A 12,894-nucleotide genomic window follows, 5' to 3' on the forward strand; every position below is an offset into this window, starting at 1 on the left:
TTTTGAGGTGATTGAATGAGTTTAGGCCCCGTAGGGATGAACATTGGTGGTATGGATTTAAACTCCATGGTCAGCAAAATTGTCGATGCCGAGCGTACGCCAAAGCAGCAAGGTCTCGATAATAAGCGTGCCCAGAATAGCGCCAGTATCAGTGCTTACGGTCAGCTCAGACAGTCGTTGGATACGATGAAGGATCTCATGACGAATTTTCGTCAGGAGAAAGCGTTTGCTCAGCGTAAAGTGGATACTACTGATGAAAATGTAGTATCCGCAACAGCGACAACAGATGCCATAGCAGGAAAGTATGCTATCGATGTGTTGCAGCTTGCTCAGAGTCATAAAATTGCATCAAATGTTTTTTCTGATGATGAAAAATTTGGCCCTGGTAAGCTGCATATTTCATTAGGTAATTCCAAATTTACCGTTGATGTTTCAGGGAATTCAAGTCTTCGAGATGTTATCAATGGTATCAACTACTCCAAACAAAACCCGGGTATTCGTGCTTCAATAATCAATGATGAGGAAGGACCGAGATTGATTCTTGCGTCTAACCGGTCAGGTAAAGATAACGCTATTCAAATTGGTGTTGATGCAGGATTAGGTAACTCACTTAATAAACTCGAATATAAAACGCTTGAGCAGCGAGTCAAAGCAATTGAATCGGCTCGCTCTCAGGCGCAGCAAATCATTAACCCTCTCACGCCCAAAGAGCAAAAAATTGCCGCTCAGGTTGCCGAAAAGATTGAAAATGCGGCAAGGACTGTCGATCAGTCTGTGGCTGATGAGATTCAAAAAGCGGCAGAATCGGCTAATCCGGATGTCTCTGCTATTGATAGCAATGCGGCTGGTGGTGACTCTGGTCAGGTGAGTGCTTCTGATCAGGTAAATCAGTACGTAAAACCGGAAGACCGTATTCCAGGTTGGACAGAAACTGCGTCTGGTACTTTGCTCGATTCTTATCGTGAACCTCAACCTGAGCTCGATTCGGCAGCGTCTGAGAAGTCAAAAGATGTGCCTGGATGGTCGAATACTGCGTCAGGAACGCTGTATGATTCTTACGTGACACCAGAGGAAGCGCAAGCAAAACTAAAACAACAGATTGATGAACAAAACGCAAAAATCGATAAAGCGATAGCCTCTGGAGCAATGACTCCAGAGCAGGCAAAGCAAGCTGTTCGTGATGAGATGACCCCTGAAGAGCGTCAATACCTGGATCGTGTTGAGGCGGTTTATCAGCAGCTTGATGACGCGCAGTCTGATTTCTCAGCCTATCAGGGTATGAGACAAGTTCAGGCGGCTCAGGATTCAGAGGTGTTACTTGATGGTGTGGCGAAGCTTTCCAGTGATAATAATATTATCGAAGACGCGATTGATGGCGTTAACCTGACACTCAAAGGAAAGACTCAGCCTAATCAGGCACCATCGGAAATTGGGATTGAGTACGATCGAGACAGTGTCCGTGACGATATACAGCAGTTTGTCTCAGCCTATAACCAGTTTTACAGTATGTCTAAGCAGCTTGCTTCTGTGGACCCCAACACAGGTGAAGCAGGTCCACTCGCGGGTGACAGTGTTGTACGTAGTGCTGACTCACGTTTAAAACGAGTCTTTTCTACAGAAGTTAAGGACGCCCCTGAAAATTTAAAAACACTCACTGAATTTGGCATTACGACAACGCGTCAGGGAACATTAGAAATCAATCAAGACATGCTCAATCGCCAGCTTAATAATAACTTCGATAAGCTGGGAGAGTTTTTTGGTGGTAGAAATGGTTTTGCTATGAAGGTTGAAGAAGCTATTCAAGGATTGACTGGCGTTACTGGTGCGATCCGAACCCGCGAGAATAGCTTGCGTGATAATAATCACCGTCTTGATGATCAACAAGCCGATCTCAATAGAAGAATGGATAGTCTTGAAAAACGAACGCATGCGAAATTTAGCGCTATGCAAGATGCAACCAGTAAAATGCATAGTCAGTTGGCCGGTATGATGAATGCGTTAGGCGGTCAGGCTGGTGGATAATAGATTAAAAATACTGTGTGATATAGATCACGAAATTGATGGATTGCTCAATGCTGTCGATATTAATAGTGAAGAAATTAATGCACTAGTCGATAAAAGGGATCAGATATTGCACGAAATACTGGATGGTTACTCTCAAGGCTCTTCTATGCTAGATACTGAAGAGTGGCGACAAGCCATCATTAATACACAAAGACTTGTGGAGCGGATGGATCAGAAAACTAATGACTTAAGTGAGGATTTGAAGCGTTTTCGTCATGGTAATAAGTCCGTTCAACAATACAAAAAGTTTTTATAAAGAGGAAAGCTATGCGTGGTTCTTTACAGGCTTACAAAAAAGTATCAGTCGATAGCCAGCTGAGTTCGGCTTCGCCGCATAAGGTTGTTCAAATGCTTATGTCTGGTGCTATTGAACGCCTAGTGCAGGGAAAAGCTGCCATGATTCAAGGCAATATCCCTGTGAAAGGCGAACGTTTAGGAAAAGCTCTGGATATTATTATCAGTCTCAGAGGTTGTCTTTCAATGGAAGATGGTGGCGATATCGCGCGCAATCTCGACCAACTTTACGATTTTATGATCAATCAGATAACGAATGCTAATCAGGCCAATAATCCTCAACCTATTGATGATGTTATCGACATTATCCGTGAAATAAAATCGGCGTGGGACCAGATCCCTCCTGAATTTCACAATCTAACTGCTACGGATGTAGGTGCATAAGCAACATCCTGATTTTTAAACCAGTATCACACTCGGATACTGGTTGGTTGCCTTATTTTTTTTATCACATAGAATAGAACCCACTGATTAATCAGTAAGTTTGTGTTGCTGAACGCCAAAAATTGACTAATGTTATTCATATAGGGATAAAAATATTCGTTAATGGCTTGGTGTCTTGTCTAGCAATAATAATTTTACTTAAGGCGATCATACTTTTTACATGCAAGGTTTAGCAAAGCTGCTTGTCATCGAGGATGACTCAAGCATACGCCAACAACTGCAGATTATTCTGGAGTTTATCGGTGAATCCTGTGAAGTTATCGACTCTACTGACGTCGACTCTATAAACTGGTCTGAGAGCCGGACTGGTTGCATTTTAGGCAGTGTAAAGAGCGGAACGTTAACAGGAACTCTAGAGCAGAATTTACATAAGGCAAGCCATGTCCCGCTTCTTTGCCTGAGCGATCAGCCGTATTCGCTTGATTGCTTTACTAATTACGTTGGAGAACTGGACTTCCCACTCAATTATCCTCAAGTAACGGACGCTCTTAGTCATTGTCGTGCCTTTTTGGGACGACGCAACGGAACTTTATTCAATTCTGGTCGCAAAAATACTCTTTTCCGTAGTTTAGTCGGTCAAAGCACTGGTATTCAGGAAGTCCGACACTTAATTGAACAGGTCTCTGGTAGTGATGCGAATGTTCTCGTGCTCGGTGAATCAGGTACGGGTAAAGAGGTCGTTGCACGTAATATTCACTATCATTCGACTCGTCGAGGCGGTCCGTTTGTCCCAATCAATTGTGGCGCGATACCGGCAGAGCTTCTTGAAAGCGAACTCTTTGGTCACGAAAAGGGCGCATTTACCGGCGCTCTTAATGCACGAAAAGGCCGTTTTGAATTAGCGGATGGCGGCACACTGTTTCTTGATGAAATTGGTGATATGCCAATGACAATGCAGGTCAAACTGTTGCGTGTGCTACAAGAGAGAACGTTTGAACGTGTCGGGGGCAATAATACGATTAAGGTTAATGTTCGCGTGGTTGCTGCGACACACCGTAACCTTGAGTCCATGATTGAAGATGGCGGTTTTAGAGAAGATTTATTTTACCGTTTAAACGTATTTCCTATCGAAATGCCTGCACTCAAAGAACGAGTGGAGGACATTCCGTTGTTGATTCAGGAATTACTGACTCGTATGCAGGCTGAAGGTGCACCGAAAATCGGGTTTACACCGAGGGCGATAAATTCGCTGATGGAACATTCGTGGCCGGGTAACGTGCGTGAATTGGCGAATTTAGTTGAGCGAATGATTATTCTGTTTCCAAACAGTCTGGTCGACGTTAACCATCTGCCGACGAAGTATCGATACAGTGATATTCCTGAATTTCATCCGGAAAACAACAGTGCTATTCCGATTGAAGAGCAGGAGAGGGAATTACTCGCTGGTATTTTTTCCGATGAGTTTGATGTTGATGGTGTAACTAATCTTGATGATGTTGTCGAGAATAGCAATACACCGCAGTCACTACCGCCTGAGGGTGTCAATCTAAAAGAGCTACTTGCAGAGCTGGAAGTTAACTTGATTAACCAAGCGCTGGATGCACAAGGCGGCGTTGTCGCTCGTGCTGCAGATATGCTTGGTATGAGAAGGACAACACTCGTCGAAAAAATGCGAAAATACAATATGCAGCGTTAATCGTCGGAGTCAATATATTGTCATTGATATAAATTGATTTTAACTGTCTGATTATTAAATAAATAAAAGGCTTGGAACGCTTCTTGCTTCTAAGCCTTTGTTGTAATTATTAGGCAGATATTCGACATGCAAGAATCGCAATTACAAGAGCAGCATTCACATCTGGATTCATTAGATGATCAGGTTGCACGTTATAAGCAGGTATTGGACGTTATGCCTGCGGGCGTGATTTTGCTTGATACTCAGGGTGTCGTCAGAGAGGCCAACCCAGAGGCTCACCGATTGCTTGAAGTGACATTGGTCGGAGAGCGATGGTATTCCATTATTCAAAGCGCTTTTTCTCCCAAAGAAGATGATGGCCATGAAATCTCTCTCCGTAATGGACGCAAAGTTCATTTGGCCATATCTGCCTCTAATACCGGACAATTAATTCTCATTACCGATTTAACCGAGACACGTCTATTACAGTCACGTATAAGTGATTTACAGAGGTTATCTTCGTTGGGACGAATGGTGGCATCTCTTGCTCATCAGGTACGGACGCCGCTGTCTAGCGCCATGTTGTACGCTTCAAATTTAGGAACATCTAACCTGCCTACACAAACACGCGAGAGATTTCAGACCAAACTCATGGATCGTCTCCATGATTTGGATAAACAGGTCAATGATATGTTGCTGTTCGCGAAAGGAGGCGATAACAAAGTTGTTAAACCGTTTACTGTGCGCGAACTGTTAGATGAGTTCCAACCTATGGTTGAGACTGCTCTCCATGCCAACCAGATTGACTATGCTTTAGAGACGGAAAGCGAAGCAGATATTCTGATGGGGAATTCAAATGCCATTGCTTCTGCTCTAAGTAATTTGGTGATGAATGCGATTCAAAACTCAGGTAAAGGCTCGCAAATCGATGTATTTGTTAGGGCCGTTGGCGATACTTTGAAAATATCAATTCAAGATAATGGCCCGGGTGTACCCAAACACTTGCAAAACAAAATAATGGAACCCTTTTACACTACCCGATCTCAAGGAACGGGATTAGGTTTAGCTGTGGTGCAGATGGTTTGCCGTGCACACAATGGATCTCTGGAATTGATTTCCGAAGAAGGTGATGGTGCCTGCTTTACGGTAAATCTGCCGCTAACAAACTCTGCTCCAATGATTGAAGAGAAAGGAGAAAAGTAATGACTCAAAGTAAAGTGTTAATCGTTGAAGATGATGAAGGTTTGCGTGAGGCACTGGTCGATACTCTTGCTCTTGCTGGCTATGACTGGGTAGAAGCGGATTGTGCCGAAGACGCTCTGATTAAATTGAAAACCGACACCATCGATATCGTTGTTTCTGATGTTCAAATGGCGGGAATGGGTGGATTAGCGCTCCTACGTAACATTAAGCAGCAATGGCCAAACCTACCAGTGCTTTTAATGACGGCGTACGCGAATATTGAAGATGCCGTTGCGGCAATGAAAGAAGGTGCAATTGATTATATGGCGAAGCCATTCGCACCTGAAGTTCTGCTCAATATGGTCAGCCGTTACGCTCCTGTTAAAAGTGATGATAACGGTGACGCGGTTGTTGCTGATGAAAAAAGCCTTAAGTTACTCGCCCTTGCGGAAAAAGTCGCGAAAACTGATGCCAGTGTCATGATCATGGGACCTAGTGGTTCCGGTAAAGAGGTCATGTCGAGATACATCCATAATGCATCGCCTAGAAAAGATGGGCCGTTCGTTGCTATTAACTGTGCTGCGATCCCAGAAAATATGCTTGAAGCGACGTTGTTCGGCTATGAGAAAGGCGCCTTTACTGGTGCAGTTCAAGCCTGTCCTGGCAAATTTGAACAGGCGCAAGGTGGTACGATTTTACTTGATGAAATCAGTGAGATGGATTTGAGTCTGCAAGCTAAGCTGCTGCGTGTTTTACAGGAGCGTGAAGTAGAAAGGTTGGGAAGTCGCAAAAGTATCAAACTGGATGTCCGTGTTTTAGCGACCAGTAACCGCGATCTTAAGCGTTATGTTCAAGAGGGGAACTTCAGAGAAGATTTGTATTATCGTCTGAACGTTTTTCCAATTACTTGGCCTGCACTTTGTGATCGTCAGGGAGATATTCAACCTTTGGCGGAGCACTTGCTTGAGCGTCACTGTAAAAAACTGGGTTTGCCTGTTCCAACCCTTGAAGCTAGTGCGGTGAGTAAATTGCTGGCTTATCGTTGGCCGGGAAATGTACGCGAGCTGGATAACGTTGTTCAGCGGGCACTGATTCTGAGTGAAGACCAGAAAGTGACGTCTGGGCATATTCTACTCGAAGGTGTTGATTGGGAAGATTCTAGTGGTCTGCAGCAGCTTGTTTCTGGAGAGACTACTGTCATCCCTCCGTCTCTTCGTCCGGTTGCAGAAACGGACAGTCCATTTATTGACTCTCGCTCTCCAGTTAATTCTGGGCTTGGGGGGGAATTACGTGACCAAGAATTTTCTATCATTCTCGATACATTAAAAGAGTGTCAGGGACGAAGAAAAGAAATGGCTGAAAAGCTGGGTATTAGTCCAAGAACCTTGCGCTATAAGCTTGCCAAAATGCGTGATGCAGGGATTGATATACCGAACTAAGCCTGAATGGATTGGTGGCACGCTAATTGCTCTTTAACTATTAGAGTGTCAAAACAAAGTCAATTCTTTGGCGTGGGGCGGAAAATGAGACTAGATGGTTTACAAAACGAAATGCAGACGATGATGATTGAAGCAGGTAATCGTCAACCAGTAGCGACAAGTCAAACTGTCGGTGCAGATTTTGGTGACATGCTGTCTCAGGCCATCAATAACGTAAATGGACTACAAAAAACTTCCGGTGATATGCAGACTCGTTTTGACCGCGGTGATGCTGACGTTTCGTTATCAGACGTCATGATAGCCCGCAACAAAGCAAGCGTTGCCTTTGAAGCAACGATTCAGGTTCGTAATAAACTGGTCGAAGCTTATAAAGAGCTTATGAACATGCCGGTATAGTTTGACGTAGGTAATCATCGTGGCTGAACAAAACCAATCAACTGATCTTGCATTGACTGATGGCGCAGAAAGTACAGCTTTAATGGCTGGCGATCATGCGGAACATCAGAACCCTGATGTCGAAGAGAAGAGTTCATCTTCACGCTTTGATTTCGGTGCGGGTGATCTAGACCTAGTTCGTCAGGTTATTCTGGTTCTTTCCATATCGATCTGTGTGGCACTAATTCTTATGTTATTTTTTTGGGTTCGCGAACCTGAAATGAGACCTCTTGGTGCCTATGAAACGGAAGAGCTTATTCCTGTTCTTGATTACCTAGATCAGCAGAAGCAAGATTATAAGTTGGATGGTAATACGATTCTTGTGCCATCAAATGATTACAACAACTTAAAGCTAAATTTAGTCCGAGCTGGGCTTAACCAACAGCAGCAAGCTGGCGACGATATCCTGATGCAGGATATGGGATTTGGTGTCTCTCAACGTTTAGAGATTGAGAGATTAAAACTGAGCCGTGAACGTCAGTTAGCTAAAGCAATTGAAGAAATGACGCAGGTTCGCAAAGCCAAAGTGTTACTTGCGATGCCGAAGCAGAGTGTTTTTGTTCGTCAGAACCAGGAAGCGTCAGCGTCAGTGTTTCTAACCCTCAAGACGGGCGCCAACCTTAAACAAAATGAAGTTGACGCGATTGTTGATATGGTCGCCAGTGCCGTACCGGGAATGAGTACCAACAAGGTAACCGTAACCGATCAACATGGACGTTTACTTAATTCTGGTTCTGAGGATCCTGTTTCTGCAGCACGTCGTAAAGAGCAAGAGCTTGAGAGAAAGCAGGAAGAAACATTACGTGACAAGATTGATTCGGTACTGATCCCGATTCTTGGACTGGGTAACTATACCGCTCAAGTTGATGTGGCTCTTGATTTCAATGCTGTTGAACAGACTCGTAAACAATTTGATCCAGCAAAACCGGCAACCAGAAGTGAGTATACGATTGAAGATTACAACAACAGTAATCAGGTTGCGGGTGTACCAGGTGCGCTGAGTAATCAGCCTCCGGCTGATTCTTCCATACCTGAAGATGTCGCACAGTTGAAAGACGGTTCGTTGACTGGACAGGGCTCTGTTCATAAAGAAGCAACGCGTAACTACGAAATTGATACTACGATCAGTCATGAGCGTAAACAAACTGGCGTAATTGCAAGACAAACGGTTGCTGTGGCGGTGAAAGAGCGTCAGATAGTTAACCCTGAAACAGGCGAAGTGACCTATCAACCAATCACAGATGCACAGTTGCAGTCCATTCGCCAAGTCTTGATTGGGGCTGTCGGTTTTGATGAAGCTCGCGGTGATTTACTGAACGTATTAAGCATGCAGTTTGCGCCACCTGAAGTAGCTGCAGATCTTGATGTTCCTATTTGGGAAAATCCAAACTTTGGTGATTGGGTTAGATGGTTAGCAAGTGCACTGGTTATTATTGTCATTGTTCTGGTTCTCGTTAGACCAGCAATGAAAAAACTCATCAATCCTGTATCGGATGACGATGACCAATTGTACGGTCCGGATGGATTGCCAATTGGTGCAGATGGTGAGACTAGCTTGATTGGTGGTGATATTGATAGTACTGACCTATTTGAATTTGGGTCCTCTATTGATTTACCAAATTTACACAAAGACGAAGATGTGCTGAAAGCAGTGCGTGCTCTTGTAGCCAATGAACCTGAGTTAGCAGCACAAGTAGTGAAAAACTGGATGACCGATGGCTGATGAAGACAAACAAGAAGGTGGGAACGTCGTTCCTACCTTCGATATCTCCACGATGACCGGTGATGAAAAGGCCGCAATATTGCTTTTAAGTCTCAATGAAGAGGATGCTGCTGGCATTATTCGTCATTTAGAGCCTAAGCAGGTACAACGTGTAGGTAGTGCAATGGCAAGAGCCGCTGACCTCAGTCAAGACAAGGTTAGTGCTGTTCACCGAGCTTTTCTTGAAGACATTCAGAAATACACCAACATTGGTATGGGAAGTGAGGACTTCCTGCGTAGTGCATTAGTTGCTGCCTTAGGTGCGGACAAAGCCAATAACTTGGTCGATCAGATTCTATTGGGAACAGGGTCTAAAGGCCTTGATTCACTTAAATGGATGGACCCCCGCCAAGTTGCATCGATTATTATCAACGAGCACCCGCAGATTCAGACCATTGTCTTGTCGTATCTCGAACCTGATCAGTCGGCTGAAATCTTGGCCCAGTTTGCAGAGCGTGACCGTCTTGATTTGATGATGCGTATCGCCAACCTTGAAGAAGTTCAACCTTCAGCATTGGCTGAGTTGAACGAAATCATGGAGAAGCAATTTGCTGGTCAGGCTGGTGCTCAGGCTGCGAAAATTGGTGGTCTTAAAGCCGCGGCTGACATTATGAACTACTTTGACAATAACGTTGAAAGTGCGTTGATTGAGCAGATGCGTGAACAGGATGAAGATTTGGCAACATCCATTGAAGATCTGATGTTTGTCTTTGAAAATCTGGCTGAGGTGGATGACCAGGGTATTCAGAAACTTCTGCGTGATATTCCTCAGGACGTATTGCAGAAAGCACTAAAAGGCGCCGACGATGCGCTACAAGATAAAATCTTTAAAAATATGTCGAAGCGTGCTGCTGAGATGATGAAAGATGATCTTGAAGCTATGGCACCAATTAAAGTTTCTGATGTAGAAGCGGCACAAAAAGAAATTCTCGCTATTGCCCGTAAGATGGCCGATAACGGCGAAATTATGCTATCGGGTGGTGCTGACGAATTCTTGTAATGTTGAATTAAGGTTGGGTATAGAAAGATGACAGTGGAAAGAAAGCGTGGATTTTTGCGTCCGGGACAAGACCTCGATCAGAAAGATGCTCAGAAATGGGGTTTGCCTGATTACGCCGAAAAAAATCGCAAAGCTAAACCCAGTGCGTTTAACTATGACCCAAGCTGGATGCCCTCATTTGAAGAACCAGAAGAAGCTGAACCCGAAGTACTGACGGAAGAGCAGCTAGAGCTTATTCGTCAGGAAGCCTATCAGCAGGGCCTACATCAAGGGCAGGAAGCTGGTTTTAAACAAGGTTATGAAAAGGGCAAAGAAGAAGGTTATCAAGCGGGCTTTGAGCAAGGTCAACAAGAGGGAAATCAGCAAGGAATGACTGATGCCCAGCAAGTCATTGAGCAACATATTGCTGTGTTTACTCAACTGGCAGATCAATTTGCTCAGCCCCTTAATTTGATGAACAGTCAGGTCGAGAAACAGTTAGTCGATATGGTATTAGCGTTAGCCAAAGAAGTGATTCATGTCGAGCTAGAGATGAATCCACAAATTATTCTTGATACGGTCAAAGCTTCCGTTGAATCTCTACCTATCGCAGGACATACCATTACAATTAAATTAAATCCTGAAGATTCTGAAATGGTCCGTCAAAGTTATGGCGAAGAAGGCTTGGCTGCTCGCCAATGGACGCTTGTGGCAGAACCGTCTCTTGAACGAGGGGATGTGCAAATCGAAGCGGGTGAGTCGAGTGTCCATTACCGAATGGATGAACGTGTAAAAACGGTCTTACATAATTTCTGTGGTGCGAACCGCCATACAAAGGGTGAGTAGTTATGTTGGCTCTAGCGGACAGACTGTCTCAATATAAAGTAAAAGGCCTTTCCACGAGGCCTGTCGCATCCGGTCATCTGGTCCGAGTAATTGGTCTGACGCTCGAAGCCACAGGGTGCCGTGCCCCTATTGGCAGTTTGTGCCAAGTCGAGACAATGTCTGGTTCCATGGAGGCTGAAGTCGTTGGCTTTTCTGGCGAGCGACTTTTTCTTATGCCAAGTGAGCAAATTACTGGGGTACTACCCGGAGCAAAAGTGACTCCGTTAACAGAAGCTGCGCAGTTACCTGTTGGGATGGAGCTGCTCGGTCGTGTGATTGATGGTGTGGGTAATCCGTTAGATGGCTTAGGCCCTATATACACCGATCAAAAAGCATCATTTAATGTTCCTCCAATCAATCCGTTGGCAAGAAAACCCATTTCTGAACCTCTTGATGTTGGCATTAAAGCCATCAACGGCTTATTGACCGTCGGTAAAGGTCAACGCATTGGCTTATTTGCAGGTTCAGGCGTTGGTAAATCAGTCACCCTTGGTATGATGACTCGTGGCACGACGGCTCAAGTTGTGGTTGTCGGATTAATTGGTGAGAGGGGACGTGAGGTTAAAGAGTTTATCGAAGAAATCCTGGGCTTCGATGGACGTCAACGTTCTGTTGTCGTTGCAGCGCCAGCGGATGCATCGCCGCTGATGCGTTTAAAAGGCTGTCAAACCGCACTCACGATAGCGGAGTATTTCCGAGATCAGGGATTAGATGTCCTGCTTCTTATGGATTCTTTGACTCGTTTCGCTCAGGCGCAACGTGAAATTGCTCTGTCCGTTGGTGAACCTCCTGCAACAAAAGGGTACCCACCTTCGGTCTTTGCTAAGCTGCCTGCGTTGGTTGAACGTGCTGGGAATGGAGCGGATGGTCAGGGCTCAATTACAGCTTTCTTTACGGTTCTTACCGAAGGGGATGATTTGCAAGACCCAATTGCGGATGCCTCCCGGGCGATATTAGATGGTCATATTGTCCTTTCTCGTGAACTTGCTGACAGCGGCCATTATCCGGCTATTGACGTTGAGAAATCCGTCAGTCGTGTGATGCCTCAGATAACAACAGATGAGCATGTTCTGATGTCTAAAGCCGTACGTCAGGTTCTTTCGGTATGTCGTAAGAATCAGGACTTGGTCTCAATTGGCGCTTATAAACCTGGCGCGGACCCTGCTATTGATAGTGCATTTACTATTAAGCCTCGTATTGATGGGTATCTCCAGCAGATGATGAAGGAGTCCGTACCTTATGATATGTGTATTAGTATGCTGAAAAGCATCTTACAGATAGAGTAAGTGTATGGAAAACGCACTCGAATTTTTGCTCGAACAGGCGAAAGAGAAAGAAGAAAAAGCCGTCCTTTCTCTGGGAAAAGCGCGTCAGGAGCTGAGTAACTATTATGAGCAGCTTAAGCAGATTGAACAGTATCGGTTGGATTACTGTAATCAGTTAGTGGAGCGTGGTCAAAACGGGTTAACGGCCAGTCAGTATTGGCATCTAAATCGATTCTTAACTCAGTTGGACGAAACGCTGGCGAAGCAGCGAAAAGCCGAAGGACATTTTCAACAACAAGTGACCAATTGTGAAGAGCACTGGTTGACCGTTCGCAAACAGACCCGTTCCTATGAGTGGTTAATTGACAAGCGCCGTAGCGAAAGGGAAAAACTCGAGCAGAAAAAAGAACAAAAGTTTCTGGATGAATTTGCGACACTTCAATTCAACCGACAACAGACCTTGCGAAAGCAAAATCTGGATTAATGGCTCGCTAATTGCATTACTCCAAATTATTAAAGGGAGAATTTCC

Annotated in this window: 12 protein-coding genes; all 12 read left to right on the plus strand. The window is 44.7% G+C overall.

Annotated elements, in window-relative coordinates:
- Positions 1 to 15: 15 nt before the first annotated feature.
- The 12 genes from fliD (at position 16) to fliJ (ending at position 12,848) form a co-directional block, all read left to right on the plus strand.
- Positions 16 to 2,022: a flagellar filament capping protein FliD gene (gene fliD, locus EES38_RS05750; RefSeq protein WP_124936215.1), complete on the plus strand. Its 2,007-nt coding sequence runs from the start codon at positions 16 to 18 to the stop codon at positions 2,020 to 2,022.
- On the plus strand, positions 2,015 to 2,320 hold the full coding sequence (fliT, locus tag EES38_RS05755; protein WP_124936216.1) for a flagellar protein FliT: 306 nt from the start codon (positions 2,015 to 2,017) through the stop codon (positions 2,318 to 2,320). The genes fliD and fliT overlap by 8 nt, the downstream gene beginning before the upstream one ends.
- 11 nt (positions 2,321 to 2,331) lie before the next feature.
- Positions 2,332 to 2,742: a flagellar export chaperone FliS gene (gene fliS, locus EES38_RS05760; RefSeq protein WP_124936217.1), complete on the plus strand. Its 411-nt coding sequence runs from the start codon at positions 2,332 to 2,334 to the stop codon at positions 2,740 to 2,742.
- A gap of 220 nt (positions 2,743 to 2,962) precedes the next feature.
- Entirely contained in the window at positions 2,963 to 4,438 is a 1,476-nt protein-coding gene (locus EES38_RS05765; protein ID WP_124936218.1) for a sigma-54 dependent transcriptional regulator, read from the plus strand.
- 126 nt (positions 4,439 to 4,564) lie between these two features.
- The gene (locus EES38_RS05770) at positions 4,565 to 5,620 is read left to right on the plus strand and encodes a sensor histidine kinase (protein ID WP_124936219.1); all 1,056 of its coding nucleotides are present in this window, start codon (positions 4,565 to 4,567) and stop codon (positions 5,618 to 5,620) included.
- A complete protein-coding gene (locus tag EES38_RS05775) occupies positions 5,620 to 7,038 on the plus strand; it encodes a sigma-54-dependent transcriptional regulator (RefSeq protein ID WP_124936220.1) in 1,419 nt (472 codons plus the stop codon). The genes EES38_RS05770 and EES38_RS05775 overlap by 1 nt, the downstream gene beginning before the upstream one ends.
- 84 nt (positions 7,039 to 7,122) lie before the next feature.
- A complete protein-coding gene (gene fliE, locus EES38_RS05780; RefSeq protein WP_124936221.1) occupies positions 7,123 to 7,434 on the plus strand; it encodes a flagellar hook-basal body complex protein FliE in 312 nt (103 codons plus the stop codon).
- Positions 7,435 to 7,453: 19 nt separating this feature from the next.
- Positions 7,454 to 9,196 carry a flagellar basal-body MS-ring/collar protein FliF gene (gene fliF / locus EES38_RS05785; RefSeq protein ID WP_124936222.1) on the plus strand — a complete coding sequence of 581 codons (1,743 nt, stop codon included), beginning with the start codon at positions 7,454 to 7,456 and terminating at the stop codon, positions 9,194 to 9,196.
- Positions 9,189 to 10,235, plus strand: coding sequence for a flagellar motor switch protein FliG (gene fliG, locus EES38_RS05790; protein WP_124936223.1), 1,047 nt, complete (start codon positions 9,189 to 9,191; stop codon positions 10,233 to 10,235). Before fliF ends, fliG begins: the two co-directional genes overlap by 8 nt.
- Positions 10,236 to 10,262: 27 nt before the next feature.
- Entirely contained in the window at positions 10,263 to 11,060 is a 798-nt protein-coding gene (gene fliH / locus EES38_RS05795) for a flagellar assembly protein FliH (RefSeq protein WP_124936224.1), read from the plus strand.
- A 2-nt stretch (positions 11,061 to 11,062) separates the two neighbouring features.
- Complete coding sequence (gene fliI, locus EES38_RS05800) at positions 11,063 to 12,385, plus strand: flagellar protein export ATPase FliI (RefSeq protein ID WP_124936225.1); 1,323 nt, start codon at positions 11,063 to 11,065, stop codon at positions 12,383 to 12,385.
- 4 nt (positions 12,386 to 12,389) lie between these two features.
- The gene (fliJ, locus tag EES38_RS05805; protein ID WP_124936226.1) at positions 12,390 to 12,848 is read left to right on the plus strand and encodes a flagellar export protein FliJ; all 459 of its coding nucleotides are present in this window, start codon (positions 12,390 to 12,392) and stop codon (positions 12,846 to 12,848) included.
- Positions 12,849 to 12,894 lie beyond the last annotated feature (46 nt).

The organism is Vibrio viridaestus (genome assembly GCF_003856525.1).
Lineage (GTDB): Bacteria > Pseudomonadota > Gammaproteobacteria > Enterobacterales > Vibrionaceae > Vibrio > Vibrio viridaestus.